This is a genomic window from Streptomyces sp. NPDC002994, assembly GCF_040611155.1.
GTDB lineage: Bacteria > Actinomycetota > Actinomycetes > Streptomycetales > Streptomycetaceae > Streptomyces.
The window spans coordinates 106,707-133,339 of record NZ_JBEXNQ010000008.1; the positions used below are offsets into that span (position 1 = coordinate 106,707).

Below are 26,633 nucleotides of genomic sequence, written 5' to 3' on the forward strand. Positions count from 1 at the left end.
CGCCACTGTCACAGATCGGCCACCGCGAGCCCGTACATCGCCACCCACACGAGGCCGATGACGGCGAGCCCCCGGTCGCGCAGGACGACGTCCTCGGGGGCTCCGGCCGTGCCCCGGTCGGCGAACACGGCGTACCGCAGCACGGAGAGGATGAACGCGACCATCGACAGCTGACGCCACGGCAGCAGGCTGCCGTTGGCCGTGCCGCCGCTCTCCAGCGCCCACAGGCAGTACCCCAGTACGGCGACTCCGGCCGCGAGCTGCCAGACGAAGCGCAGGTAGCCGGTGGTGTACTCGCCGAGGAGGGCGCGGGTGGCGCCGCGCTTCTCCGGGCGGCCGGCCATCTGCACGGCCTCGGAGTAGCGCTTCGCGGCGACCATGAAGAGCGCGCCGAAGCCCGCGGTGATCAGGAACCAGCGGGAGAGGGGGATGTGGAGCGCCACGCCGCCGATCATCGCGCGCATCAGGAAACCGGTGGTGACGACGACGAGATCGACGACGAGGACGTGCTTGAGCCGCACGCAGTACGCGAGCTGCATGAGGACGTACGCCGTGAGGAGAGCGGCCGTCATCGGGTTGCAGAGCAGGGCGGCGGCGACCGGGGCGAGGACGGCGAGCAGCCCCCCGGCGGCGTACGCGACGGGTACGGGGACCTGGCCGGCGGCGACGGGGCGGCGGCACTTGACGGGGTGCGCGCGGTCGGCTTCGGCGTCGCGCGCGTCGTTGATCAGGTAGACGGCGGACGCGGCGGCGGTGAACAGCACGAAGACGACGGCCAGTTGGGCCAGGGAACGGTAGGAGCCCAGTTCGCCGGCGGCGGCGGGCGCGGCCAGGACCAGCACGTTCTTGACCCACTGCCGGGGGCGCGCGGTGCGCAGCAGCCCGGCGGGCAGGCTCAGCGGCCGCCGCCTCGGCGCTCGGGGCGGCGCGGCACGGCGGGGCTGCCCGATGACGGCGGAGGGGACGACGGTGGTGGTGGTGCCCGCACTGCGCTCAGGCATTGCCGGTACCTCCCTCGGCCACCGCCACGGCCACGGCTGCGGCGGCGGCTGCCGGCCCGGTCATCCAGGCCACGCCGAGTCCGGCGGTGATCCCGCCGAGCAGGACACCGGCCACGACATCGGTCGGGTAGTGGACGCCGACCACCAGCCGGGACACGCACATCGCGGCGGCCAGCGGCGGCACAAGGCGGTGGCCGACGGGGCGCAGCACGCCGAAGGCCACCGTCGCGGCGGCCGCCGATGCCGCGTGGGAGCTGGGGAAGGAGTGCCGGCCCGCGGTGCTCACCAGGGGCTCCAGGGCGGCGAGCTGGGGGCGGGCGCGGCGTACCGCCAGCTTGATTCCCATGCTCGCCAGGTGCGCCGCGCCGATCAGCGCCGTACCGCGCAGCCAGGCGTGGCGGCGCTCGTGGTCGGCCCCGGCGCCCAGGAGGCCGGCGGCGATCCAGACGGCGCCGTGCTCACCGCACCAGGAGAGCCCCCGGGCGGCGGCGGCCACGCGTGGATCCGTGCCGCAGTCCCGCATTGCCGACAGCAGACGGCGATCAACCTCTCGCATCTGTCACCCCTCTTCCGTAGCGGCGGCCCGGCCAGTCGGTCGGGCGCAGGCAAGGGGCGACTCTGCTCGGATTAAGCAGACTAGTCATGTTAATTGCTGACGACACACCACCAACCACCCATTTGCCCAGCACACCAGGCGATTTACTGAACTGCGATGTTTAGGGACGATACGGTCACTGTCATGCCTGTCGCCGCCGCGTCCGCCTCCACCTCCACCTCCACCTCCACCTCAGTGGAAGTCACCGGTTGGGGCCGCACCACCCCGACCGTCGCCGCCCGCCTGGTCCGGCCCCGTTCGTACGAGGAGGCGGCGGCCGCGGTCCTCGACTGCGCGGCGCACGGCGCACGCGGCGGCATCGCGCGCGGGCTCGGCCGGGCGTACGGCGACGCGGCGCAGAACGCGGGCGGCTCCGTACTCGACATGACCGGTCTTGACCGCATCCGCACGATCGACGCCGGGGCGGGGGTCGTGGTGTGCGACGCGGGCGTGAGCCTGCACCGGCTGATGGAAGTGCTGCTGCCGCTCGGCTGGTTCGTGCCGGTGACGCCCGGGACCCGGTACGTGACCGTGGGCGGCGCGATCGGCGCCGACATCCACGGCAAGAACCACCACGGCTCGGGCTCCTTCTCGCGCCACGTCGTGTCGCTCGAACTGCTCACCGCCGACGGAGAGGTGCGTACGGTCCCCTCCGGCACCGCACTCTTCGACGCCACGGCGGGCGGCATGGGCCTGACCGGCGTCATCCTCTCGGCGAGCATCCAACTCCTCCCGGTGGAGACCTCCTTCATGCGGGTCGACACCGAACGCGCCACTGACCTGGACGACCTGATGGCCCGCCTCACCGCGACCGACCACCGCTACCGCTACTCGGTCGCCTGGATCGACCTCCTCGCGCGCGGCGCGGCCCTGGGGCGCTCGGTCCTCACCCGGGGGGAGCACGCCCCGCTGGACGCGCTCCCGGCGCGCGCCCGCCGGGCGCCGCTCGCGTTCCGGCCGGGACGGCTCCCGGCCGCGCCCGGCTTCGTACCGGAAGGGCTGCTCGGCCGGGCATCGGTGGGTCTGTTCAACGAGCTCTGGTACCGCAGGGCGCCGCGAGCGCGCCGCACCGGCGAAATCCAGAAGCTGTCGACGTTCTTCCACCCGCTGGACGGTGTCCCGCACTGGAACCGGATCTACGGGCGCGGCGGGTTCGTCCAGTACCAGTTCGTCGTCGGGTACGGGCAGGAGGAGTCCCTGCGCCGGATCGTCGGCCGCATCTCGGGGCGCGGCTGCCCGTCGTTCCTCGCCGTAATGAAACGGTTCGGGGACGGCGATCCGGGCTGGCTCTCCTTCCCGGTGCCCGGCTGGACGCTCGCGCTGGACATCCCGGCGGGCCTGCCGGGGCTGGGCGCGTTCCTCGACGAGCTCGACGAGGAGGTGGTGGCGGCCGGCGGCCGCGTCTACCTGGCGAAGGACTCCCGGCTGCGGCCGGAGCTGCTGGGGGCGATGTATCCGCGGCTGAGGGAATTCCGGGCGCTGCGCGCCGAGCTCGACCCGCGCGGCGTCTTCACGTCGGACCTGTCCCGCCGCCTTTCCCTGTGACTGCCGCCTTCCCTGTGACTGCCGCCTTTCCCTCCGACTGACGTTTTTCCGTCCACGTCCCCCTCCAGGAGCGCATCATGAAGGACGCCTTCGGCATCCCCCAGTCCCTGCTCGTCCTCGGCGGCACGTCCGAGATCGGCCTCGCCACGGCCCGCCGCCTGATCGCCCGCCGCACGCGTACGGTCTGGCTGGCCGGCCGCCCGTCCCCCGCCCTCGAAGAGGCGGCGGCCGGGCTGCGGGCGCTGGGCGCGGAGGTCCGTACGGTGGCATTCGACGCGCTCGACGCCGTGGCGCACGAGGAGAAGCTCGGCAAGGTCTTCGCCGAGGGCGACATCGACATGGTGCTGCTGGCCTTCGGCGTCCTCGGCGACCAGGCCCACGACGAGGAACAGCCGCTGTCGGCGGTCAGGGTCGCGCAGACCAACTACACGGGCGCCGTCTCGGCCGCCCTGGTGTGCGCGAACGCGCTCCAGGGACAGGGCCACGGCTCACTGGTCGTGCTGTCGTCGGTGGCGGGCGAGCGCGCCCGCCGGGCGAATTTCATCTACGGGTCGAGCAAGGCGGGCCTGGACGCCTTCGCGCAGGGCCTCGGCGACGCGCTGTACGGGACGGGCGTGCACGTGATGGTCGTACGCCCCGGATTCGTCCGGTCGAAGATGACGGCGGGCCTGCCGGAGGCGCCCCTGGCGACCACCCCGGCTGTGGTCGCTGCCGCCATCGAGCTGGGGCTGCGGCGGCGCTCGGAGACGGTGTGGGTGCCGGGGGCGATGCGGTTCGTGATGTCGGCGCTGCGGCATGTACCGCGAGCGCTGTTCCGGCGGCTGCCGGTCTGAGGAGCGGGGTCCGGGGCAGCGGCCCCAGAAGACGCGGCCGGCGCCCCGCAGGGCCCATCCGCGCAGGTCAGGAGCGAAGCGAGGGCGTCGCCGGCTGGTCCACCGGTGAGTTCTGGGCCGGCACGATGCCCGCCGCGCCGCCCCCGAACGCGTACTCCCGGAGCTTGCGCCACACCCCGTCCGCCCCCTGCTCGTACAGCGCGAACCCGGCGCAGGCCCACTGCGCCTCGTACTCCGAGAGCTCTTCGTACGCCCGGTCCATCCCCTCCTCGGAGATGCCGTGGGCGACCGTGACATGCGGGTGATACGGGAACTGCAGCTCACGCACCAGCGGCCCCGACGCGTCCCTGACCCGCTTCTGGAGCCACGCGCAGGCCGCCGCACCCTCGACGACCTGCACGAAGACGACCGGGGAGAGCGGGCGGAACGTGCCCGTGCCCGACAGCCGCATCGGGAAGGAGCGCCCGGACGCGGCGACGGCGGCGAGGTGCGCCTCGGCGGCGGGCAGGAGCGCCGCGTCGACCTCGGTGGGCGGGAGGAGGGTGACATGCGTGGGGATGCCGTGCGCGGCCGGATCCCCGAAGCTCACGCGCCGCTCCTGGAGCAGGCTGCCGTACGGCTCCGGGACCGCGATCGAAACGCCGAGCGTTACGGTCCCCACGTCGTTCTCCTCCGTCGTCGTCCGGTACGTCCTGTGTGGTGCTGCCAGTGTGCAGTGTGGCGGTCGGGCGGCCCTTGTGGCCAGAGTCCTTGGTCCGAACGTTGGTCACGGTCCGGGCCGACACCGGCGCTAGTGCTTGGCGGGCAGCAGACCGACCTTCTCGTAGGCCTGGGCGAGTGTCTCAGCGGCGACCGCACGGGCCTTCTCGGCGCCCTTGGCCAGGACCGAGTCCAGCGTCTCCGGGTCGTCCAGATATTCCTGGGTCCGGCGCCGGAACGGCGTGACGAACTCCACCATCACCTCGGCGAGGTCCGTCTTGAGCGCGCCGTACATCTTGCCCTCGTACTTCTTCTCCAGCTCGGCGACGGTCTCGCCGGTGAGCGTGGAGTAGATGGAGAGGAGGTTGCTGACGCCCGGCTTCTCGACGGGGTCGTAACGGATCACGGTGTCCGTGTCCGTGACCGCGCTCTTGATCTTCTTGGCGGTCACCTTGGGCTCGTCGAGCAGGTTGATCAGGCCCTTCGGCGTCGACGCCGACTTGCTCATCTTGATCGCCGGGTCCTGGAGATCGAAGATCTTCGCCGTCTCCTTGAGGATGTACGGCGCCGGGACGGTGAACGTCTCGCCGAAGCGGCCGTTGAACCGCTCGGCGAGGTCGCGGGTCAGCTCGATGTGCTGACGCTGATCCTCACCGACGGGGACCTGATTGGCCTGGTAGAGCAGGATGTCGGCGACCTGGAGGATCGGGTACGTGAAGAGGCCGACGGTGGCGCGGTCGGAGCCGTGCCGGGCGGACTTGTCCTTGAACTGCGTCATGCGGGAGGCCTCACCGAATCCGGCCAGGCAGTTCATGACCCAGCCGAGCTGGGCGTGCTCGGGCACGTGGCTCTGCACGAAGAGCGTGCAGCGGTCCGGGTCGAGGCCGGCGGCCAGCAGCTGGGCCGCGGCGAGCCGGGTGTTGGCACGCAGCTCGGCGGGGTCCTGCGGAACCGTGATCGCATGCAGGTCGACGACCATGTAGAAGGCGTCGTGCGTTTCCTGCAGGGCGACCCATTGGCGTACGGCGCCAAGGTAGTTGCCGAGGTGGAACGAGCCTGCGGTGGGCTGGATGCCGGAGAGCACGCGGGGACGATCAGAGGCCATGAACTCATTCTCTCAGGTGTGGAACCCAACTCGGTTCTCCGGTGTATCAAGAGTGTGAGGACGCGGGAGGGGACCCTGGAGGGGGGCCGCATCGGCATCGACGATGCTGCGGTGATCGCGCGCGTACGGTCCGGGGAGCCCGAGGCGTATGCGGAACTGGTGCGCGCCCACACAGGAATCGCGCTCAGGCTGGCTGTGGCGCTTGGAGCGGGGGCGGACGCGGAAGACGTGGTGCAGGCGTCCTTCTTCAAGGCGTACCAGTCGCTGGGGCGCTTCAGGGACGGGTCGGCCTTCCGGCCGTGGTTGCAGCAAATTGTCGCGAATGAGACGAGAAACACAGTGCGCTCGGCGGGTCGGCTGCGGGCCGCGGCGGGGCGGGAGGCGGCGTTGCTGGGTGCCGCCCCGGTGATACCGGAATCGGCCGATCCGGCGGTGGCGGCGCTGGCGGAGGAGCGGCGCGGACAGCTGCTGGCCGCGCTGGACGAGCTGAGCGAGGACCAGCGCCGGGTCGTCACGTACCGCTATCTACTGGAGATGGACGAGGCGGAGACGGCGGAGGCACTGGGCTGGCCGCGGGGCACGGTGAAGTCGAGGCTGAACCGCGGTCTGAAGAAACTGCGGCGGATTCTGCCGGGGGCGTGGGAAGGGGGTGATGAGCATGAGTAGCGACCGGCCGGAGGAGCGGCGCGAAGAGCTGAGCGAGGAGCTGCGCCGGCTGGGGCGCGGGATGCGGGTCCCGGACGTCGACGGAGCGACCATGGCCGAGCGGGTGCTGGCGCAGATCATCGCGGAGGCGGTGCCCGTGCCGGTGGCGGAGCCTCCGGGGCGCGGTGAGCGGGTACGGGCCTGGGCGCGGCGCAGGTGGCGGCTGCTGACCGCCGCCCTGTCCGGGCTGCTGGTCGCGCTGGTGCTCACGCCCCCGGTGCGGGCGGCGGTCGTGGAGTGGTTCGACTTCGGCGGCGTGGAGGTGCGGTACGACCCGACGGCCTCGCCGCCGCCAGGATCGCCCGGCGCGGGGCCGCCCGGCTGTCCGCAGGGGCTGACGGTGGCGGAGGCGGCGCTGCGGGCCGGCTTCGATCCGGTGCTGCCCGCCGGGCTGGGTGAGCCGGTGGCGGCTTCGGTCTCGGCCGACCGGCGGGTGCTGTCCGTGTGCTGGGGAGAGGTCCGGATCGACGCGTTCCGGGCGACCATCGACCCGCTCTTCTACAAGACGACGCCCGTGCCCGCCGCTTACACGGAGGTGGACGGCCGCACGGCCCTGTGGTTCCCGGAGCGCCATCGGCTGACACTGAAACTCGTGGACGAGGCCGGCCGGTCGTACGGGCACGAGGTGAGGGCGGCCGGCCCGACCCTGCTCTGGCAGCACGGCGGGCTGCTGACGCTGCGGCTGGAGGGCGTGGAGTCCATGGAACGCGCGGTGAAACTCGCAGAATCCACCCGCTGAGGGTGGAACCCACAAGGCGTGGGCGGTGTATGAGAAGTGACACCGCAGTGAGGTGCCACCACAGTGCAGCGACGCATCGATGGGGGACGAACCATGCGATTGCTACGACGACTTGCCGCCCTTGCCGGGGTGGTGCTCGCGATGATTCTGCTGGGTGCGTCACGGGCAGCGGCGGGCGGCCCGACCAGTGTGCTCGTCGTCTCGCCGGACAGCGGCCAGGCCGCTTCGCTCTACCACACGGCCGCCCGCTACCAGGAGTTGGAGAAGCACCTCGGCCCGGGGGAGGCGCACGGAGTGCGCGAGCGTCCCCTGGAGGTCGACGGCGCGGTGAACGAGGGAGGGACATGGCGCCGGCTCACCGTGACGTGGCTTCGGCACGATGTGTCCGTGTGGCGGGTCGACCGGGTGCACCTGCCGAAGAAGGCCGGCCCGATATGGGTCAGCACGCAGACCGAGGGCCAGTCCGTCCCCACCGAGCGCTGGCACCTGGCCGACGAGCCTGCGAAGCTGCGCGCCCTGCTGGACCGGCTGGGCGTGCTGGGCAAGGACGGGGCCCCTGGCGCGGCGGGCGTGGGCGGCGGCGACTTCCCGCCGGACTTTGTCAGCAGGTCCGAAGCCGAAGCAGCGGAACCGGGAGCGGCTGAATCCGGCGTGGCCGCGCCGGGCCGGTCAGGTGACAGCGCCGGTTCGGCGGACTGGTGGTGGGCGATACCGGGGCTGGTGGCCGGGGCCCTGATCGGCTTCGCCGGGGTCACTCTGGTCCGGCGCGGCACGGCCCGGCGGGAGCCGGGCCGCAAGCACCCGGGGCCGCCGGGGCCGCGCCGTCAACTCATCGACACCTGAGGGGCGTCGGACGGCTTCGCCGTCTCGTCCCGTGCCGGCCCGGGTCAGTCCGTGGGGAGGCCCGGTGCGGGGAAGGCGGCCATGAGGTCGGCGACTTCGGCACGGATCGCGGCCAGGGCGTCCTCGTCGCCGGCGCGGGCGGCGGTGACGCCCCGGTCGATCCAGTCGGCGACGGCCGGCATGTGTTCCGTGGCGAGACCGCGCGAGGTGAGGGAGGGGGTGCCGATGCGGACGCCGGACGGGTCGAACGGCTTCCTCGGGTCGTACGGGACGGTGTTGTAGTTGACGACGATCCCGGCCCGGTCCAGGGCCTTCGCCGCCACCTTGCCGGGCACGTCCTTGGGGGTGAGGTCCATCAGGATCAGGTGGTTGTCGGTGCCGCCCGAGACCAGGTCGAAGCCGCGGGCCAGCAGGGCCTCGGCGAGCGCCTTGGCGTTGTCGACGACCGCGTGCGCGTAGTCGCGGAAGGAGGGCTGGGCCGCCTCGTGGAGGGCGACGGCGATGGCTGCGGTGGTCTGGTTGTGCGGGCCACCCTGGAGGCCGGGGAAGACGGCCTTGTCGATGGCCTTCGCGTGCTCCTCGCGGGACATCAGCATCGCGCCGCGCGGGCCGCGCAGGGTCTTGTGCGTGGTCGTCGAGATCACGTCGGCGTGCGGGACCGGGGACGGGTGGGCGCCGCCGGCGATCAGGCCGGCGATGTGGGCGACGTCCGCGACGAGCACGGCGCCGGACTCGCGGGCGATCTCCGCGAACGCGGCGAAGTCGATGGTGCGGGGGAGGGCGGTGCCACCGCAGAAGATCAGCTTCGGGCGTTCCTTGAGCGCGAGGTCGCGGACCTCGTCGAAGTCGATGAGCCCCGTGTCCTGGCGTACGCCGTACTGGACGCCGCGGAACCACTTGCCGGTGGCCGAGACGCCCCAGCCATGGGTGAGGTGACCACCCATCGGGAGGGCCATGCCCATCACGGTGTCGCCGGGCTCGGCGAAGGCGAGGTAGACGGCGAGGTTGGCCGGCGAGCCGGAGTAGGGCTGGACGTTGGCGTGGTCGACGCCGAACAGGGCCTTGGCGCGGGCGGTGGCGAGCCGTTCGACCTGGTCGATGTTCTGCTGGCCCTCGTAGTAGCGCCGGCCCGCGTAGCCCTCGCTGTACTTGTTCTGCAGGACGGTGCCGGAGGCTTCGAGTACGGCCTGCGAGACGTAGTTCTCGCTGGGGATCAGGCGCAGGGTGTCGGCCTGCAGCTGTTCCTCGGCTCCGACCAGTGCGGCCAGTTCGGGGTCCGTGGCGGAGAGGGCGGGGTGGCTGAGCGGGAGAGTCATCTTGTCCTCCGGGGCGAGCGGTCAGTGTCCGGTCGTGATCCCGGGGTGCCCAGGCGGGCGGCACCTCGTGCTTCGTTCCCCGCACGGCTTCCCCGCGGTCTGTTCCGCGTACGCCAGTCGCCGTGCGTACCCGCCACCCTAGCGGCCGCACCGCAAAGCATGGTTTCTTCGTCCGGCATACGAGCGACGATAGAAAGGGGCACCATCCCTGCCCCTCGCCGGATGGATTTGTTTCGACGATCGGAGACCCCGTGTCGACCACCCAAGCCGCCCTCGCCTCTGCCGAGGCTCACAGCGCGCACACCTACCATCCTCTTCCCATCGTCGTGTCGTCGGCGGACGGCGCCTGGATGACCGACATCGAGGGGCGCCGCTACCTCGACATGCTCGCCGGGTACTCGGCGCTGAACTTCGGCCACTGCAACCGCCGGCTCATCGATGCCGCCAAGGCGCAGCTCGACAGAGTGACGCTGACCTCCCGGGCCTTCCATCACGACCGCTTCGCCGAGTTCTGCACGCAGCTCGCCGAGCTGTGCGGCATGGACATGGTGCTGCCGATGAATACCGGGGCCGAGGCGGTGGAGACAGCCGTGAAGACGGCCCGCAAGTGGGGCTACAAGGTGAAGGGCGTGCTGGACGGCCGAGCGAAGATCGTCGTCGCGGGCAACAATTTCCACGGCCGTACGACGACGATCGTCAGCTTCTCGACCGACCACGAGGCCCGCGCGGACTTCGGCCCGTACACCCCGGGCTTCGAGATCGTCCCGTACGGAGATCTGACCGCGATGAACGCCGCGGTGACCGAGAACACCGTGGCCGTGCTGCTCGAACCGATCCAGGGTGAAGCGGGCGTCCTGGTGCCGCCGGCCGGATACCTGGCGGGCGTACGGGAGTTGACCCGCCGGCGGAACGTGCTCTTCATCGCGGACGAGATCCAGTCCGGTCTCGGGCGTACGGGAAAGACCTTCGCCTGCGAGCACGAAGGCGTCGTCCCCGACATGTACGTGCTGGGCAAGGCGCTCGGCGGCGGCGTGGTGCCGGTGTCCGCCGTCGTGTCGTCGGCCGAGGTGCTCGGGGTGTACAAGGCGGGCGAGCACGGTTCGACTTTCGGCGGAAACCCGCTGGCCTGCGCGGTGGCACTGGAGGTCATCGCGATGCTGCGCACCGGCGAGTTCCAGCAGCGCGCCACCGAGCTCGGCGACCACCTTCACCAGCAGCTGGGCCTGCTGGTGGGCGGCGGCGCGGTGGAGGCGGTACGCGGCCGCGGGCTGTGGGCGGGCGTCGACATCGCCCCGTCGCGCGGCACCGGCCGGCAGATCTCTGAGAAGCTGATGGACCGGGGCGTCCTGGTCAAGGACACCCACGGTTCGACCATCCGGATCGCCCCGCCGCTGGTGATCAGCAAGGAGGACCTGGACTGGGGCCTCGACCAGCTCGGCGCGGTGCTGGCGGGCCGGTAGAGCCCTGCGCCGTGCGTTCGCCGTGGCGTCACAGCGAACGCACGGATGCGGCGGCCGGGCGGGGGCTACGGGTTCCATTGCTCGAACAAACCCTTCGGGTTCGTCTTGTACAGCCACACGTGCAGGTCGTAGTGGATCGGCATGCCCGGCAAAGGCGCCGAGCGTGTTCGGGCCCTCCCCCTGGACCTCACCCCGGCCCACGCGAGCAGCATGTCCGGCGGGGCGGCGCACTGCATTCCGGGTAGCCCATTAGGGGCGTCCCGGGCCGTTGCCACCGCCTCTCAGAGGATTACGTGCGGCAGGAAGCGGGCGTACTCGTCCGTGATCAGGCCCGACGACTCCCGGATGCCGAGTCCCGCCGCCTCGTCCTCGACGACCCACGCGCCGAGCACCACGCGGTTGCCGTCGAAGTCGGGCAGGGGCGCCAACTCCTGGTAGCAGACGGCCTGTTCGCCGATGGCGGGAGCGGCAGCAGCCGGCCCCGAGCCCGGCTCGTGGATCGTGACGCCGGCGCCCTCGCGCCCCAGCAGCGGCTTGGCGACGTATCCGGGCCCGTCGGCGGCGGTGAGCTCGCGCGGGCTGTCGAGATACGCGGCGAGCAGGTTCGGGTGGCCGGGGTAGAGCTCCCAGAGGATCGCGAGCAGCGCCTTGTTGGAGAGGAGCATCTTCCAGGCCGGTTCGATCCAGCAGGTGGTGCCGGTGCCGCCGCCGTTGTCGAGGGTGTTCAGGACGTGCGGCCCGAAGCGGTCGGTCGTCAGCCACTCCCACGGGTAGAGCTTGAAGCAGCTGCGGATGAAGCGCAGCCGGCCGTCGACGAAGCGGCCCGAGAGCCGGTCCCAGCCGATCTGTTCGACGGACAGCGCCTCCGTGGCGATCCCGGCCTGCTGAGCGGTCTCGCGCAGGTACGCGACCGTCATCAGGTCCTCGCCGAGCTCGTCGCCCTCCGAGTGGACGAAGTGCAGCGGCCCGGGCGGCAGCAGCGGCGCCTGGCGCTTCCACGCGTCGACGAGCCGCTCGTGCAGGGAGTTCCACTGGTCGGCGCCGGGGAAGCGCTCCTCCATCCAGAACCACTGCGGGCTGGCCGCCTCCACCAGCGAGGTGGGGGTGTCGGCGTTGTACTCCAGCATCTTGGCGGGGCCCGTGCCGTCGTACCGCAGATCGAACCGCCCGTAGATGGAGGGGAGTTCGGCGCGCCGCCGCCAGGAGGTGGCGATCCGCGAGGCCAGTCGCGGGTCCGTGATGCCGAGGTCGGCGAAGCGGTCGTGCTCCACGATGTGCGCGGCGGCGGCCAGGCACATGGCGTGCAGTTCCTCGACGACCTCCTCCAGCGCCTCGACCTCGGGCAGCGAGAATTCGTAGTACGCGCTCTCGTCCCAGTACGGGCGCAGTGACCCGTCCGGGAAGCGGGTCAGCGGGTAGATGAGGCCCTGCTCCTCGACGGTCTGCTGCCAGCCGGGGCGTGGTTCGATCGTGTGTCGCTTCATCGGTCCGGTCCGGTCCGTCAGCCGCCGCCGGAGCCGGAGCCGGAGCCGAAGCCGCCCCGGTCGACCGCGGACTTGTCGAAGCTGCCGTCCGTGACCTTGCCGCTGCTGACGCTGCCGCCGTAGTAGTACCGGCCGGAACTGCTGGAGCCGTCGTCGTCCTCGCACTCGTAGTCGGGCAGTACTTCCTGGGTGACCGGGTCCACGCACCGCCGGTCCGGCTCCGAGCCGCAGGCGGTGAGCGTCGCCGCGAGCACGCCCATGCCGCCGAGCAGGACCGTGCCTGACCTCAGTTTGCGCCGTCGTGCCGCCATGTTCCGGCCCCTCCCCCGTCGTTCGAACAGATTCTCCAGACCGTCCGACAGACTAGATGGCCCGCTCCGGCCGCCGGAACCCGGTGCACGATCTCCACCCCTCTAGAGTCGGTTTGTGCTCCTTGGGATGATCTGCGCGCTCTCTTCGGCGGTCTGCATCGGTACGGCCGCCGTGCTCCAGGCCGTCGGCACCCGCGCCGCGCAGCTCGGCACCGGCAGCGGAGTCGACGTAGCGCTGATGTTGCGCGCCCTGCGTCAGTGGCGGTACGTCGCCGCTCTCGCCCTCTACGGCCTCAGCTTCACGCTCCAGATCGTCGCCCTGCTCACCATCCCGATCTACGCCGTCGAGGCGGCCCAGGCGGCGAGCCTGGCCGTCACCGCCGTGCTCGCCGCCCGCGTGCTGAAGGTCCGCCTGCGGGGTACGGAGTGGGCGGCGGTGACCGTGGTCTGCGCGGGCCTGGCGATGCTCGGGCTGTCCGTCGGCGCGGAGGGCGGGAGCGAGGGCTCGCCCGCCCTGCGGTACGCCATGCTCGGCGTCGCCTTCGCCGTGCTGCTCGTGGGCGCGGTGGCGGGCCGCCTGCCGGGCCGGGCCCGCGCCCTGGTCCTGGGCTTCGGCGCGGGCACCGGCTTCGGGGTGGTGTCGGTCTCGGTGCGGCTGCTCGACGACCTGGCGCCGTCGGCGCTCGTCGCCAATCCGGCCGTGTACGCGCTGCTGCTGGGCGGCGGCACGGCGTTCCTGCTCCTCACGTCGGCGTTGCAGCGCGGCTCGGTGACCACGGCGACGGCGGGCATGGTGGTCGGCGAGACGATCGGCCCGGCCGTGGTGGGTGTCGTGTGGCTCGGCGACCGTACGCGGGAGGGCCTGGTGATCCCGGCGGCCGTGGGCTTCGCGGTGGCGGTGGCGGGCGCGCTGGCCCTGGCCCGCTTCGGCGAACCCCCGGCGATCGCCGCCGCGGCGGGGCCGGCCGACGCGCCGTAGGAGGCGCTGGGGAACAGCCTTACGGGCGGCGCGGAGCGGGAGCGCATGGGCGCGGGAGCGCATGGGCGCGGGAGCGCATGGGCGCGGGCGGCGCATGGGCGCGGGCGGCGCATGGGCGCGGGCGGCGCGGGAACGCGTGGACGCGGGCGGCGCGTGGGCGGGAGCGCGTGGGCGCGGGAGCGCGACGCGCGTTCCCTTCGGAGCGGGGGAGGAAAAGGACCCCCGGACACCCCCCGCGCACCAACCCGCCCCCAGTGGTTTATCGTTCACCCATGCGTGGAGTGCTGCCGCCGAAAGGTGGCCGCCCACGCACCGCCCCGGTCGGTCCCCCCGTCCGGCCGGGGCACCCCCCTCCCCCACCGGCCGTCACGGCAGCGCCCGGCACAGCGCGTCCAGCGCCCCCGCCCACGCACTGTCCGGCGGCGTCGCGTACCCGACCACCAGCGCGTCCCGGTCCCGCTCCGCCGACGGATGCCGGAAGCTGCCCACGCCGTCCAGCGCGAGCCCCTGCCACGCCGCCGCCTGCACCACGGACCGTTCCGTGCCCGCCGGCAGTTCGACCACCGCGTGCAGCCCCGCCGCGATCCCCGTCACCCGTACGTCCGGAGCCCGTTCCGCGAGCGCCGCCACCAACTGGTCGCGCCGCCGCCGGTAGCGCAGCCGCATCGAGCGCACATGACGGTCGTACGCCCCCGAGCCCATGAACTCCGCGAGAGTCAGCTGGTCCAGCGCGCTCGACACCCAGTCGACCACCCCCTTCGCCGCCGCCACCTCCTCCACCAGTGACTCCGGCAGCACCATCCAGGCCAGCCGCAGCCCCGGCGCCAGCGACTTGCTCGCGGTCCCCAGGTAGACCACACGCTCGGAGTCGAGTCCCTGAAGGGCGCCGACCGGCTGCCGGTCGTAACGGAACTCCCCGTCGTAGTCGTCCTCCAGGATCAGCCCGCCCGTACCCCGCGCCCAGTCGACGGCCGCCGCGCGCCGGTCCGGACGCAGAGCGACCCCGATCGGGAACTGGTGAGCCGGCGTCAGCAGCACCGCCCCCGCCCCCCGCAGCTCCGCCAGCTCCCCCGTGCGCGATCCGTGCCCGTCGAACCCGAGCGCCGGGGTGCGCAGCCCGGCCTCCGTGAGCAGGTCCCGGTGGAAGTGGAGACCGTACGACTCCACCGCCACCTCCCGTACGCGCCGCTGCCTCAGCACCTTCGCGATCAGCATCAGCCCGTGCACGAACCCGGAGCAGATGACGACGCGGTCCGCCGTGGCCCGCACGCCGCGCGCCCGCGCCAGGTACTCCGCGACGGCGGTACGCAACTCGACGCGCCCGCGCGGATCGCCGTACCCGAAGGCCTCGTGCGGCGCGGCGGTCAGCGCGCGCCTGGCCGCCTTCAACCACTCGGCACGCGGAAAGGAGGCGAGGTCCGGGGCCCCGGGCATGAGGGTGTACGCCGGTTTACGCCGCGCACTGTGCCGCGTCACGCCAGCGGGCTGCCCGGCCTTGCGCGGCGCGGCCACGGCCCGCTGCGCGACCCGCGTGCCCGACCCCTGCCGGGCCGTGAGCCAGCCCTCGGCGACCAGTTCGGCGTACGCGTCGGCGACGGTGTTACGGGCGACGCCCAGGTCGACGGCGAGCGAACGCGAGGACGGCAGCCGCGTCCCGGGGGCCAGCCTGCCCGTACGGACGGCTTCCCGCAGAGCCTTCATCAGGCCCGTGCGCAGCCCGGAACCACCCAGCTCCACATGCAGGTCAACACCGTAAGTTGCCCATGAATCCGTCACGGAAATGGACCATACCGGTGGGCCGTCAGCCCCGTAGCGTCGTCCCCATGACGATAGACAAGGCCCCCGAACACACCCCCCGCCTGGAGATGGCCAAGCTGGCGCCCGAGGTCTACAAGGCCATGGTCACGGTCGACGCCGCGGCCAAGAAGGGCCTCGACCCGTTCCTGGTCGAGCTGGTCAAGATCCGCGCGTCACAGATCAACCACTGCGCCTTCTGCCTCGACATGCACACCAAGGACGCGCTGGCCGCCGGCGAGACGATCGAGCGGATCATCCAGCTCGCCGCCTGGGAGGAATCCCGGCACTTCTACACGGAGCAGGAAGCCGCCGCACTGGAACTCACCGAAGCGGTGACCGTCCTGACGGACGGATTCGTCCCCGACGAGGTGTGGGAGAGGGCCGCCAAGCACTTCGACGACACCCAACTGGCCCACCTGACCGCCGTGATCACGGTCATCAACGCCTGGAACCGCTTCGCCGTGACCACCCGCATGGTCCCCGGCCACTACACCCCCGGCGCCTTCAAGCACTGACAAGGCCACCGGCACGTACACGTGGCGAGGGGCCCGCTGCCATCCATCCCAGCGGGCCCCTCGCCAAACCTCACCTGCCGTCTACTTCTTCGGAATCCAGGTCTTCCACGTCGACTCGTTCGCCTTGACCCACTTCTCGGCCGCGGCCTCGGGCGACAGCTTCTCGTCCGCGATCATCAGGGCGACCTCGTTCTGCTGCTCGGTCGTCCACTTGAAGTTCTTCAGGAACTCCGCCGCCTTGCCGCCGTTCTTCGCGAAGTCCGCGTTGAAGAACTTCTGCAGCGGAGTGTTCGGGTAGGCGCAGGCGACCTTCTTCGGGTCGGCGTCGCAGCCTTCCTTGTACTCGGGCAGCTTGACCTCGACCATGTCGATCTCGGCGTTCAGCCACTGCGGCGTCCACCAGTACGTCAGGAACGGCTTCTTCGCCTTGGCGTACTTCTTCATGGCCGTGATCTGGCTGGCCTCGGAACCCGAGTAGTTCGTCTTCAGGTTCAGCTTCAGGTTCTTGATGATCGCGTCGTCGTTGGTGACGTAGTCGGGCGACCCTTCGAGGATCTCGCCCTTGTCACCGCTCTCCGCGGTCTTGAACTCGTCGGCGTACTTGTTGAGGTTCTTCCAGTCCGTGACGTCCGGGCGCTTGTCCGCGAAGTACTTCGGTACGAACCAGCCGATGTGCCCGGTGACACCGAGGTCGCCGCCCTTGACGACGGTCTTCTTGGTGTCGACGTACTGCTTCTCCTCCTTGGGGTGGCCCCAGTCCTCAAGGATCCCGTCGATGTCGCCCTTCGACAGCGCGTCCCACGCGAGGACCTCGCCCATCTGCTGGGTCTTGACGGTGTAGCCGAGCTCCTTCTCCAGGAGGTACGCCGCGACCGCGGTGTTGGCCTGGGCGCCGACCCACGACGGGACGGTCAGCTTCACGGTCTTCTTGTCGCCGGCCTCGTCGCTCTTGCCGGTCTTGGCCGCGCCGCACCCGCTGAGGGCGAGCAGGCCGAGGACGGCGGCGGAAGCGGTGGCCGTGCGGGCTATTCGGGCATTTCGCGAATTCATATTCATGCGCATGGTGAGGATGACTCTCTTCTCTGTCTGGCAGGAGTGAGTAAGAAGGGGGTGTCAGCTGTCGTTACGGCCGCGCGAGCGGCCCGCGCCCGGCTGAGTGAGCCGGTCGAGTACGAGCCCGAGGCAGACGATCGCGGCGCCGGCCGTCATGCCGACACCCATCTCGCCGCGCGAGAGGCCCTTGACCACGTCGTAACCAAGCGCTCCACCGCCGACGAGGGCGCCGACGACGACCACGGCGAGCACAAGCACCACGCCCTGGTTGACGGCGAGCTGGAGCGCCGGGCGGGCCAGCGGGAGCTGGACCTGGCGGAGTTGCTGCCAGGAGCCGGCGCCCATGGAGCGCGAGGCCTCCAGGGCGGACGGGTCGACTTCCCGGATCCCCTGGGTGGTGATGCGGACGACGGCGGGCAGGGCGTACACCACGGCCGCGATGATCGCGGACGCGCGGGTGACGCCGAAGAGCGCGACCACCGGGATCAGGTACACGAACTGCGGCATCGTCTGCATGGCGTCGAGCACCGGCCGCATCCACCGTTCGAAGCGCCCCGCCCGCGCCGCCGCGATCCCGAGCGCGAAGCCCAGCAGCAGCGTCACGAACAGGGCCGCGATGACTTGGGACAGCGTGTCGAGGGACTTCGTCCATACGCCGAGTACGCCGATGGCGCCCATCGCGAGCGTGGAGGTGACCGCGGTCGCCCACGACCCCACCAGCCACGCCAGCCCGGCGACGAGCAGCAGCAGCGCCCACCAGGGCAGCCACACCAGCCCGTCACGCAGCGGGTTGAGCACCCACAGCGTGAAGGTCTCCGACCACACCTCGGTGCCGCCGAGGACCGGGATGCCGGAAGCGAAGTGCTCCGTGATCCAGTCCTGCGCCTTGTTGACGGGCGTGGAGATGTCGTACGTCCAGGCTTCCGGCCAGGTCTGCGTCAGCAGCGCCCGCCCGGCCGCGGCGGCGGCCGCGGTGACGACGGCGACCAGCGCCCAGGCACGCCACCCGTGCAGCAGCCGCGAGCCGCCCGGCACGGACGTGCCGATGCGCATCCCCGCCGCCGCGGTCGTACGGTCCAGCCAGACCGCGATCAGCACGATCGGGATGCCGGCCGCGAGCGCCTTGCCGACGTCGACCGTGGAGAGAGCCGAGTAGACCTCTTCTCCCAGCCCGCCCGCGCCGACGAGCGCCGCGATGACGACCATCGACAGCGCCATCATGATCGTCTGGTTGAGGCCGAGCAGCATTTCCTTGCGCGCGAGCGGCAGCCGCGCCGTCCACAGCCGCTGCGGGCCGCTGGCGCCGAGCGAGGCCGAGGCCTCCAGGACACCGGCGTCGGCGCCGCGCAGGCCGAGCGCCGTGAGGCGGGCCATCGGCGGTGCGGCGTAGATGACCGTACAGAAGAGGGCGGCGGGCGTACCGGTGCCGAAGACGAGCACGAACGGCAGCAGGTACGCGAACGCCGGCATGACCTGCATGGTGTCGAGCACCGGCCGCAGCATCCGGTGGAAACGGTCGGACAGCCCGGCCGCGAGCCCCAGCACAATCCCCAACACAGACGCGCACCCGACAGCCACGACCATCAGCGCGATGGTGAGCAGCGTGGCGTCCCACATCCCGAGCACCCCGCACACGGCGAACACGCCGACGGCGATGCCCGCCGTCTTCGCGCCGCGCCGGTCGAGCCCGGCGGCGCGCCAGGCGAAGAGGACAGCCATCACGGCGAATCCGGCCCAGCCGAGCGCGTCCAGCCCGTTGTAGACGGCGTTGACGGCGTCGGTGGCGGTGTTGGAGAGATGCAGCAGGAAGTAGAGGAAGAGGGGGTGCGTCTCGCGGTTGTCGATGACCCATTCGTTGGCGTCGTCGAGCGGCCCGGAGATGTCGACGGTCAGGGCGGCGGGCCAGCTGCCGCCGCCCCACAGCATGACCCCGAGCGGTACGAGCACGAACGCGGCGACGGCGAGCGGCAGCAGTTTGCGCCCGGTGCGGTGACGTACGAGAGCGCCGAACCGGCCGGGGGTGGGCGCCACGGTCTTCTTCGGGGGTGTGGTGACGGCCGCCGTCATGCGGCAACCGCCTTCGGGTTCGAGGGCCCGATGCCCGCGACGACCGCGAGCAGCCCCTGGTGGTCGACGACGCCGATGCAGCGCCCGCCCTCCATGACGCGGGCGGGCTCGCCGGTGCGGGCGACGGCCTCGATGGCGGCCGAGACGGTGGCATCGGGGGACACGGAAGCGCCGGTCTCGGCCTCGCCCATCTCGGCGGGCCGCATGGCCGTGCGTACGGTCATGACCTGCTCGCGCGGTACGTCACGCACGAAGTCCCGCACGTAGTCGTCGGCGGGCGCGCCGACGATCTCCTCAGGGGTGCCGAGCTGCACGATCCGGCCGTCGCGCATCAGCGCGATCCGGTCGCCGAGCCGCAGCGCCTCGCTCAGGTCGTGCGTGATGAAGACCATGGTGCGGCCCTCTTCGCGGTGCAGGCGGATGACTTCTTCCTGCATGTCGCGGCGGATCAGCGGGTCGAGCGCGCTGAACGGCTCGTCGAAGAGCAGCACTTCGGGGTCGACGGCGAGGGCGCGGGCGAGCCCGACACGCTGCTGCTGCCCACCGGAGAGCTGACTCGGCCGACGCTCTCCCATCCCTGCCAGGCCGACCTTCTCGACGACCTCGGCGGCCTTCGCGCGCCGCTCGGCCCGCCCCATGCCCTGGATTTCGAGCCCATAGGCGACGTTGTCGATGACGGACCGGTGCGGCAGCAGACCGAAGTGCTGGAAGACCATGGAGGCGCGGTGCCGGCGCAGTTCGCGCAGCCGCGACTTGTCCATGGACAGGACGTCCTCGCCGTCGATGGCGATGGCGCCGGAGGTCGGCTCGATGAGGCGGGTCAGGCAGCGTACGAGGGTCGACTTGCCGGAGCCCGAGAGCCCCATGACGACGAAGACCTCGCCCTTGTGTACGTCAAAGGAGACGTCGCGCACGGCGGCGGTACAGCCGGTGCGGGCCCGCAGCTCTTCGGCGGACAGTTCGGCGCAGTCCGCGTTGGCGGGTATTCGCTCGGCCTTGGGCCCGAAGACCTTCCACAAGTTCTGTACGGAGAAAACCGGTTCGGCGGCGGCGGGGTCGTCAGTCTTCGTGGTGGTGTGGTTGTCGGTCATCACGCATCACCTCCCGGTGCAGTTGTTGAGGCAAGCAGTTCGGCGCACTTCTCCCCGACCATCAGGACCCCGATCATCGGGTTCACTGCGGGCATCGTGGGGAAGACGGATGCGTCGGCGATACGGATGCCTTCGAGGCCACGGATTTTCAAGTCCGGCGACACTACGGCAAGTTCGTCCCAGGAGGCACCCATCCGGCAGGTGCCCGCCGGGTGGTACACGGTGTGCGCGACCTTGCGGGCGTACTCGCTGATGTCCTCGTCGGTGGTGACGTCGGGCCCGGGGCAGACCTCGCGCTTGAGCCACTTGGCCAGCGGCTCGGACTTGGCGATCTCGCGGGCGATGCGGATGCCGTCGACGAGCGTACGGCCGTCGTAGTCCTCGGGGTCCGTGAAGTAACGGAAATCCAACGAGGGCTTGACAGCCGGATCGGCGCTGGTCAGGAAGAGCCGACCGCGGCTGCGCGGCTTGGGGATGTTCGGGGTCATCGACACACCGTGCGCGGGCCGCTCGTACCCGAGCCGTTCCGGATTGTCCGTAAACGGAATCTGATAAAAGTGGAACATCAGGTCGGGCCCGCGGCTCTCCGGGTCCCTTCGCACGAAGAGCCCCGCGTCGGAGTCCATCGCCGAGTTCTTGGGGATCGGCCCGTCCGTCTCCCAGACGATGACCGACTCGGGATGGTCGAGCAGGTTCTCACCCACGCCGGGGAGGTCGAGCACGACGGGAATCCCGAGCGCTTCGAGGTCGGCCTTCGGACCGATACCGGAGTGCATCAGCAGCCGCGGGGTGTCCACGGCGCCGGCGCACACCAGCACTTCGCGGCTCGCCTCGACGAGAACCTCTTCCCCGTCCTTGGTCCGGACCCGGACACCGGTCGCCCGCGTCCCTTCCAGCTCCAGCTTGTACGCCCAGCTCTCCAGCATGATGTGGAGGTTCGGCCGGTCGAGGAAGGGGTGCAGGTACGCGACGGACGCGGACGAGCGCTTGTTGTTCTCGGGGTGGTAGGCGAGGTCGAAGAAGCCGACACCCTCGTGGAACGGCTCCTTGTTGAACCCTTCCACGCGCGGTACGCCGATGGCGTCCTGCGCCGCGTCGACGAAGTCGCGGGCGATGGCGTTCCGGTCCTTCTCGTCGACCGGAACGATGTTGTTGCGAAGCTTGTGGAAGTACGGTCCCATGGCCGCGGCGTCCCACCCCTCGGCCCCGGCGGCCGCCCACTCGTCCCAGTCGGACGGCAGCGGCTGGAAGGCGATGAGGGTGTTGTGCGAGGAACAGCCGCCCAGGACACGGGCGCGGCTGTGCCGGATGTGGGAGTTGCCGCGCGGCTGCTCGGTGGTGGGGTAGTCGTAATCGAGCTCACCGCCGAGCAGGCCCATCCAGCGGCGCAGCGTGAGTACGTCCGGGCGGTCGACGTCGGAGGGGCCGCCCTCGATCACGGCGACGCGAACGGACGGGTCCTCGGTGAGCCGGGACGCGATCACCGAACCAGCGGTGCCGCCGCCGACGACGACGTAGTCGTATACAGGCATGGGTTACTGCTCCTCTTTTGTGCAACCACGGAAAAATTCAGCCCGTCCGGCGCGCGAGAACCGGGGTCTGGGGCGGAGCCCAGGGCCGGGCAGGGGAGGGGAGGGGAAAACCCTCAGCCCGCGAACCAGCGCACCGGACGGGGGTCCAAGTTCTGGTAGATGTGCTTCGCCTCGCGATACTCGGCCAGCCCGGACGGGCCCAGCTCACGCCCGACGCCCGACTTGCCGAACCCGCCCCACTCCGCCTGCGGCAGGTAGGGGTGGAAGTCGTTGATCCACACGGTCCCGTGCCGCAACCGCCCCGCCACCCGCCTCGCGCGCCCGGCGTCGGCCGTCCACACCCCACCGGCCAGCCCGTACTCGGTGTCATTGGCGAGGGCGACGGCCTCGTCCTCGGTACGGAAGGTCTCCACCGTCAGGACGGGCCCGAAGACCTCTTCCCGTACGACGCGCATCTCGCGGTGGCACTGGTCGAGAACCGTCGGCGCGTAGAAGTACCCTTCGGCCGGCCGTACGTCGGAGGCCTCGGGCCGCGCACCGCCGGAGCGCAGCACCGCGCCCTCCTTCAGCGCGGACGCGACGTACATCTCCGTCTTCGCCAGCTGCTGAGCGGAGACGAGCGGCCCGCACTCCACACCGTCCTCTGTCCCGCGCCCGAGCCGGATCTTCGCGGCCCGGCGGGCGAGCTCGGCGACGAACCGTTCCCGTACCGACTCCTCGATGATGAGCCGGGAGCCGGCCGAGCAGACCTGGCCGCTGTGGATGAACGCGGCGTTCAGCGCCTGATCGACGGCGGTGTCGAACCCTTCCTCAGTCGCGCAGGCATCGGCGAAGACGACGTTGGGGTTCTTCCCGCCCAGCTCCAGCGCGACCTTCTTGACGGTGACCGCCGCCGCCTGCATCACCTTCGTACCGCTGGCGAGACCGCCCGTGAACGACACGAGGTCGACGTCGGGGTGCTCGGACATCCGGGCCCCCACGGGGTCGCCCGCGCCGGTCACGAGGTTGGCGACTCCGGCCGGCAGGCCCGCCTCGACGAGCAGCTCGATGAGCGCGACCGTCGTCAGCGGTGTGATCTCGCTCGGCTTGATCACGAAGGTGTTGCCCGCGGCCAGGGCCGGGGCGATCTTCCAGCTGGCCTGGAGCAGCGGATAGTTCCACGGCGCGATGAGCGCACAGACACCGACCGGCTCGTGCACGACGACGCTGTGGATCTCGGGCGAACCGGCGTCGACCACCCGCCCGCCGCCCTCATTGATGACGAGGTCCGCGAAGTACCGGAAGGCGTCGGTCACACAGTCGACGTCGACCCGGCCCTCCTCCAGCGTCTTCCCCGCGTCACGGCTTTCGAGGAGCGCGATCTCCTCGCGGTCCCGCTGGAGCAGCTCACCGACGCGCCGCAGCAGCGCGGCCCGCTCGGCCACCGGGGTACGGGGCCATTCGCCCGTGTCGAATGCCGTACGGGCCGCCGCCACGGCGGCATCGACGTCCGCGGCACCGCCCTCGGCGATGACGGCGAAGGGCTTGGCGTCCGCGGGGTCGATGATCTCGCGCGTGGCGCCGGAAGCGGCTGCCTGCCACTTCCCGCCCACATGGATGGTCTGTTGTACCGACACGTCGCGTTTCGCCTTCCGTTCCCGATATGTTCCGCCGGTAAAGAGACCGGCAACCGGGAGCCCTCCCCCCGGGGCCGGGAACCATGCGCAATAGGTGGCCGAAAGTGCCCTGCATCACGACCGTTATGGAGCAAAACCGGTCAGAACCTGTCATTCGGTTTGAAGTGTTCGATCGCCGTGCCGATGATCTTCCGCTGTAGCGGCCACTCATCGGCAGGCGCCGCGACCAGCACGGCCCACAGGTCACCGCTGTCGACACGGAAGACGCGCTCGACGCCCCTGCGGCGCCCGCCGCTCTCCTCGCTGTCGTACTCGTAGACCAGCTCGGCGGACATGCTCTCGTTGACGGCGCCGTCCACCGGGCCCACGCTGATCTCCTCGTAACCCTCGGTGCCGTCCCGCAGCCCGCCGGATGCCAGGCGCACCGCCTCACCGGGGGTCATGCCCACCTCGGTGACCCGGAAGATCTGCACGAGCGAGGCCCGGTCGGCCGTCCGGTAGAAGACACGCTCCTTCTCCAGGCTGCGCTGCCAGTCGTCGGGGACGGCGATGGAGAAGCCCTCGGGGTCCTCCACCAGCCGGTATCCGGCGGGCACCTGCGCGGCATCGGTCGCGTCCGGCGTATCCGTCACGTCCGGCGCACCCGTCGCATCTGTCGCATCTGTCGCATCCGGCGTAACGGACTCCTCCGCGGTGGTCTCGCCGGAAGGGGGGCTGTAGGCCGTACCTTCCGTTGACTGAACGGCCGTCTGCGGCCCTTCCGCCCCCGTACGCCCCTGATCGCCGCGGCCATTCCCCACGGTGAACCACACGGTCGCCGCGCTCAGCGCCAGGACGACGACCGCGGCCCCGGCGGCGAGCGGCGAAATCCGGCCCCGTAAGGAACGCGCGCCGGCGCCGGGATCGTACGCCGGAGGCACGTAGGCCGGGGCGAGCGAATCATGCGACGGCGGCGGCGGTATCGACGGCAGGGGCGGCAGCGGCGGAGACTGTGGGGTGTGGGGAAGGGGCCGCCCCTCCTCACCGCTCTCCCAGCGCTGCGCCTCATCGTTCCAGTACGGCCCAGCCATCGCTCAGCCTCCCAGCAGTGCGCCGACCGCGGCCACGGCGGCGGCTCCCGACGCCAGGACCTCCACACTCGGGCCCGCCGCGGTGAGCGCGTCGCGCAGCCGGGCGAGGCGCCCGGGAGTGGCCTGGCCCGCGGCCTCGATCTCCTCCGCGGTGGAGACGAGCTCGGCGTCGAGGACGGTGGTGGTCTCGGTGGCGAGCAGCCGGTCAAGGTCGGCCCGGAGCTCCCGTACGGCGAGCAGCAGCTCCTCCTGCGCCGGATCCCGGGACGGCACGGCGCCGACATTCGTATGGGTATTGGTATTGGTGACAGTGTTCCCATTCCCAATACCAATGGCACTGTTGTTCACGGTCCCGACGTGGACCGACGGCTGCTCATCAGGCTTTCCCACGGTGCGCTCCCCCATCTTTCCCTGCACTGCTGCTGCTGTTGTTGCTGTTGTTGTTAGTGACGCTGTTCCCATCCCCAATCCCAATGGCACTTCCGTGTGCTGACTCGATGAAGACCCCGCCCGACCCGACGTTCACGATCTTCTGCTCGAACTCGTCGGTCTGCCAGCCCGCTTCGTGCAGCGCCAGCCGCACCCCGCCGGTCACCCGGTCCTGGACGCTCTTCAAGTAGCGGTTGATGTCCATGTCCTGGAACAGCGACGCGTCCCCGTCGGAACCAAGCTCACGTACCGACCGCGCGGGCCCGTCCGGCAGCGCGCCGCCGTTCCCGCCGGTGAGCATCTTCCACCCGCTGATGGCGCCACGGCCCAGCGTCCCGAGCGCGGTTCCGAACGAGCGGGGTGTGTGGGTGAGGGCCCAGACGGTCTTGCCGAACCAGTTGTTGTTGCGGTGCCGGTGGGCGATCCGATCGGCATCCTGGAACAACTGCCGTACGGGCAACAGCACATGCGGCGCCACCTCCAGCATGAGCATGCCGCCCTGGGTGTGGACCCGTACGAAGACCGTGACGACAACCTCCTCGCTCCAGCCCCCCACCCGGATCCGCAGGAAGTGCCGACGGCTCTCGCCGCCCTCCTCCACGGAACCGCTCCGGTGGGCCTCGAACCCCGTGGAGTCGTACGGCGCCTGGTCGCGCCGGGTGAGCCCGGCGACCGGCAGGAAGACGCACTCGTCGGTCCGGAGCTCGCGCAGCCGGTCGCGCACGGCGGCCGCGAGCCGCGGCGATCCGTGCGGCGAGGGGACGCGCAGCGCCTCGACCAGCGGGACGATGCGGTTGATGATCTTGGCGTTGTCGATCGCCTCGGGGGTGCTGTCCTTGCGCGGACGGAGCTCGACGGAGAGATTCCACGGCTGATACGGACTGCCCGCGCCGCAGAAAGGCTGCGAGGCGTTGTACATGACCAGGGGTGCGTGCTGCTCGACCCGGATGTACTGCGCGAGCCGGCCGAAACGCAGCCCTGTACCGCGTTCGGCGGGGTCGGCCGCGTGGTTGGGGAACTGCTGAGGGGAGAGTTCGCTGGTCAGGATCCGGGCGAACTGCCCGCGCCGGATCGCCACGACGGCGGTAAGGACGGCGAACAGCGCGAGGATTCCCCAGGCGGTGCCGGCGCTGCCGAGGGGCAGGTCGGACCCGACGGAGCTGAAAAGATCCTCGATACCGAAGGAGTCCGAAGACCCGAACGGGCTGGAGTCCCCGTACCCGCCGAACCCGCCGCCTTCGCTGTACTCGCCTCCGTACCCGCCGCTGTACCCGGAATCGTCGGAGTCGTCCGAGCCGAAGGCGACGGAGATCAGACCCACGACGACGAAGGCCAGCACAATGCGCCCGTACCAGCGCAGCAGAAATGCCGGGACCAGTCGGTACAGCGGCGGCTGCGCGCTGCTTCCTCTGAGCCACCCGGAGAGGCTGAGCATGAGGCACGGGCCCATGAGCATGACGAACATGCCGCCGGTCAGCGGGACGGCGAGAACCCACAGCGCCACCACCCCGGCGGCCCAGGCGAGTTCGGTACGGCGGGCTCGCAAGGCGTGGGCGAGAACGCGGGCGGCGTCGAAGCCGTACGACGGGGCGGCGATGCGCTCCTCGTGGACGTACAGCTCATCGATCACCGCGTCCCGATAACCGTCGTCGAGATACACCCCGGCGCACAGCAGCCGGGTCGCCTCACTGGCGGCGGGCGCCACGGGATCTCTCCCGCGCAGATCGTCCTGGCCGCCGGGCTGGGGCTGGGTGGGTAAGGCGGTCTGAGGCACCATGGCCCTTTCACTGTGCGAACGCCCCTTGAGCGGAGGAGAGTTCGAGTGGAAAGGGGTGACATTCTAAACGT

The 26,633-nt window shown here is 71.0% G+C and carries 24 protein-coding genes and 1 riboswitch; of the genes, 8 read left to right on the top strand and 16 right to left on the bottom strand.

Translation table 11 applies throughout. From position 1 onward, the window contains the following. Nucleotides 1-8 precede the first annotated feature (8 nt). Nucleotides 9-1,001 carry a decaprenyl-phosphate phosphoribosyltransferase gene (locus ABZX79_RS12770; protein WP_355255206.1) on the bottom strand — a complete coding sequence of 331 codons (993 nt, stop codon included), beginning with the start codon at nucleotides 999-1,001 and terminating at the stop codon, nucleotides 9-11. Then, complete coding sequence (locus tag ABZX79_RS12775) at nucleotides 994-1,557, bottom strand: phosphatase PAP2 family protein (RefSeq protein WP_355255209.1); 564 nt, start codon at nucleotides 1,555-1,557, stop codon at nucleotides 994-996. Before ABZX79_RS12775 ends, ABZX79_RS12770 begins: the two co-directional genes overlap by 8 nt. Before the next feature lie 183 nt (nucleotides 1,558-1,740). Here ABZX79_RS12775 and ABZX79_RS12780 point away from each other — a divergent pair, with 183 nt between their 5' ends. Together ABZX79_RS12780 and ABZX79_RS12785 are read left to right on the top strand one after the other, a co-directional pair. Then, nucleotides 1,741-3,141, top strand: coding sequence for an FAD-binding oxidoreductase (locus ABZX79_RS12780; RefSeq protein WP_355255212.1), 1,401 nt, complete (start codon nucleotides 1,741-1,743; stop codon nucleotides 3,139-3,141). A gap of 77 nt (nucleotides 3,142-3,218) precedes the next feature. After that, nucleotides 3,219-3,974 (top strand): decaprenylphospho-beta-D-erythro-pentofuranosid-2-ulose 2-reductase, encoded by a 756-nt coding sequence (locus ABZX79_RS12785; protein WP_355255214.1) that lies wholly within the window; start codon nucleotides 3,219-3,221, stop codon nucleotides 3,972-3,974. 67 nt (nucleotides 3,975-4,041) lie between these two features. Here ABZX79_RS12785 and ABZX79_RS12790 read toward each other — a convergent pair whose 3' ends face one another. Next, nucleotides 4,042-4,635 (bottom strand): 2'-5' RNA ligase family protein, encoded by a 594-nt coding sequence (locus tag ABZX79_RS12790; protein WP_355255217.1) that lies wholly within the window; start codon nucleotides 4,633-4,635, stop codon nucleotides 4,042-4,044. 129 nt (nucleotides 4,636-4,764) lie between these two features. Then, nucleotides 4,765-5,778, bottom strand: a complete 1,014-nt coding sequence (trpS, locus tag ABZX79_RS12795) for a tryptophan--tRNA ligase (RefSeq protein WP_355255219.1) — start codon at nucleotides 5,776-5,778, stop codon at nucleotides 4,765-4,767. A 54-nt stretch (nucleotides 5,779-5,832) separates the two neighbouring features. Here trpS and ABZX79_RS12800 point away from each other — a divergent pair, with 54 nt between their 5' ends. The 3 genes from ABZX79_RS12800 (at nucleotide 5,833) to ABZX79_RS12810 (ending at nucleotide 8,065) form a co-directional block, all read left to right on the top strand. Continuing rightward, nucleotides 5,833-6,444: an RNA polymerase sigma factor gene (locus ABZX79_RS12800; protein WP_355255222.1), complete on the top strand. Its 612-nt coding sequence runs from the start codon at nucleotides 5,833-5,835 to the stop codon at nucleotides 6,442-6,444. Then, on the top strand, nucleotides 6,437-7,222 hold the full coding sequence (locus ABZX79_RS12805; RefSeq protein ID WP_355255225.1) for a hypothetical protein: 786 nt from the start codon (nucleotides 6,437-6,439) through the stop codon (nucleotides 7,220-7,222). The genes ABZX79_RS12800 and ABZX79_RS12805 overlap by 8 nt, the downstream gene beginning before the upstream one ends. A 93-nt stretch (nucleotides 7,223-7,315) precedes the next feature. After that, entirely contained in the window at nucleotides 7,316-8,065 is a 750-nt protein-coding gene (locus ABZX79_RS12810) for a hypothetical protein (protein WP_355255228.1), read from the top strand. Nucleotides 8,066-8,109: 44 nt separating this feature from the next. Here ABZX79_RS12810 and glyA read toward each other — a convergent pair whose 3' ends face one another. Continuing rightward, a complete protein-coding gene (glyA, locus tag ABZX79_RS12815) occupies nucleotides 8,110-9,381 on the bottom strand; it encodes a serine hydroxymethyltransferase (RefSeq protein WP_355255230.1) in 1,272 nt (423 codons plus the stop codon). 40 nt (nucleotides 9,382-9,421) lie between these two features. Next, nucleotides 9,422-9,512, bottom strand: a riboswitch (ZMP/ZTP riboswitch). A 120-nt stretch (nucleotides 9,513-9,632) separates the two neighbouring features. Here glyA and rocD point away from each other — a divergent pair. Then, the gene (gene rocD, locus ABZX79_RS12820) at nucleotides 9,633-10,841 is read left to right on the top strand and encodes an ornithine--oxo-acid transaminase (protein ID WP_355255233.1); all 1,209 of its coding nucleotides are present in this window, start codon (nucleotides 9,633-9,635) and stop codon (nucleotides 10,839-10,841) included. A gap of 281 nt (nucleotides 10,842-11,122) precedes the next feature. Here the strand turns inward: rocD and ABZX79_RS12825 are convergent, their stop codons facing one another. Both ABZX79_RS12825 and ABZX79_RS12830 read right to left on the bottom strand, forming a co-directional pair. After that, nucleotides 11,123-12,325 (bottom strand): glutathionylspermidine synthase family protein, encoded by a 1,203-nt coding sequence (locus tag ABZX79_RS12825; protein ID WP_355255236.1) that lies wholly within the window; start codon nucleotides 12,323-12,325, stop codon nucleotides 11,123-11,125. Between the two features lie 17 nt (nucleotides 12,326-12,342). After that, nucleotides 12,343-12,636 carry a hypothetical protein gene (locus tag ABZX79_RS12830; RefSeq protein WP_355255239.1) on the bottom strand — a complete coding sequence of 98 codons (294 nt, stop codon included), beginning with the start codon at nucleotides 12,634-12,636 and terminating at the stop codon, nucleotides 12,343-12,345. A gap of 127 nt (nucleotides 12,637-12,763) precedes the next feature. Between ABZX79_RS12830 and ABZX79_RS12835 the strand changes: the two genes are divergently transcribed. Beyond that, nucleotides 12,764-13,615, top strand: a complete 852-nt coding sequence (locus ABZX79_RS12835; protein ID WP_355255694.1) for a hypothetical protein — start codon at nucleotides 12,764-12,766, stop codon at nucleotides 13,613-13,615. A 366-nt stretch (nucleotides 13,616-13,981) separates the two neighbouring features. Here the strand turns inward: ABZX79_RS12835 and ABZX79_RS12840 are convergent, their stop codons facing one another. Beyond that, nucleotides 13,982-15,391 carry a PLP-dependent aminotransferase family protein gene (locus ABZX79_RS12840; protein WP_355255241.1) on the bottom strand — a complete coding sequence of 470 codons (1,410 nt, stop codon included), beginning with the start codon at nucleotides 15,389-15,391 and terminating at the stop codon, nucleotides 13,982-13,984. A gap of 47 nt (nucleotides 15,392-15,438) precedes the next feature. On the opposite strand from ABZX79_RS12840, the gene ABZX79_RS12845 reads away from it, so the two are divergent. Next, the gene (locus tag ABZX79_RS12845) at nucleotides 15,439-15,927 is read left to right on the top strand and encodes a carboxymuconolactone decarboxylase family protein (RefSeq protein WP_355255244.1); all 489 of its coding nucleotides are present in this window, start codon (nucleotides 15,439-15,441) and stop codon (nucleotides 15,925-15,927) included. A gap of 81 nt (nucleotides 15,928-16,008) precedes the next feature. Here ABZX79_RS12845 and ABZX79_RS12850 read toward each other — a convergent pair whose 3' ends face one another. The 8 genes from ABZX79_RS12850 to ABZX79_RS12885 form a co-directional block, all read right to left on the bottom strand. Next, nucleotides 16,009-16,989 (bottom strand): ABC transporter substrate-binding protein, encoded by a 981-nt coding sequence (locus ABZX79_RS12850; RefSeq protein WP_355255247.1) that lies wholly within the window; start codon nucleotides 16,987-16,989, stop codon nucleotides 16,009-16,011. A 51-nt stretch (nucleotides 16,990-17,040) separates the two neighbouring features. Then, on the bottom strand, nucleotides 17,041-19,047 hold the full coding sequence (locus ABZX79_RS12855) for an ABC transporter permease subunit (protein WP_355255250.1): 2,007 nt from the start codon (nucleotides 19,045-19,047) through the stop codon (nucleotides 17,041-17,043). Then, nucleotides 19,044-20,138 carry a glycine betaine/L-proline ABC transporter ATP-binding protein gene (locus ABZX79_RS12860; protein WP_355255253.1) on the bottom strand — a complete coding sequence of 365 codons (1,095 nt, stop codon included), beginning with the start codon at nucleotides 20,136-20,138 and terminating at the stop codon, nucleotides 19,044-19,046. The genes ABZX79_RS12855 and ABZX79_RS12860 overlap by 4 nt, the downstream gene beginning before the upstream one ends. Then, a complete protein-coding gene (locus tag ABZX79_RS12865; protein WP_355255256.1) occupies nucleotides 20,138-21,670 on the bottom strand; it encodes a GMC oxidoreductase in 1,533 nt (510 codons plus the stop codon). The genes ABZX79_RS12860 and ABZX79_RS12865 overlap by 1 nt, the downstream gene beginning before the upstream one ends. A 113-nt stretch (nucleotides 21,671-21,783) precedes the next feature. Beyond that, nucleotides 21,784-23,286: an aldehyde dehydrogenase family protein gene (locus tag ABZX79_RS12870; RefSeq protein WP_355255259.1), complete on the bottom strand. Its 1,503-nt coding sequence runs from the start codon at nucleotides 23,284-23,286 to the stop codon at nucleotides 21,784-21,786. Between the two features lie 140 nt (nucleotides 23,287-23,426). Next, nucleotides 23,427-24,356 carry a serine/arginine repetitive matrix protein 2 gene (locus ABZX79_RS12875; protein WP_355255262.1) on the bottom strand — a complete coding sequence of 310 codons (930 nt, stop codon included), beginning with the start codon at nucleotides 24,354-24,356 and terminating at the stop codon, nucleotides 23,427-23,429. A 3-nt stretch (nucleotides 24,357-24,359) separates the two neighbouring features. Next, on the bottom strand, nucleotides 24,360-24,629 hold the full coding sequence (locus ABZX79_RS12880; RefSeq protein ID WP_355255265.1) for a hypothetical protein: 270 nt from the start codon (nucleotides 24,627-24,629) through the stop codon (nucleotides 24,360-24,362). Between the two features lie 103 nt (nucleotides 24,630-24,732). Beyond that, the gene (locus ABZX79_RS12885) at nucleotides 24,733-26,562 is read right to left on the bottom strand and encodes a hypothetical protein (RefSeq protein ID WP_355255268.1); all 1,830 of its coding nucleotides are present in this window, start codon (nucleotides 26,560-26,562) and stop codon (nucleotides 24,733-24,735) included. Between the last annotated feature and the right edge of the window lie 71 nt (nucleotides 26,563-26,633).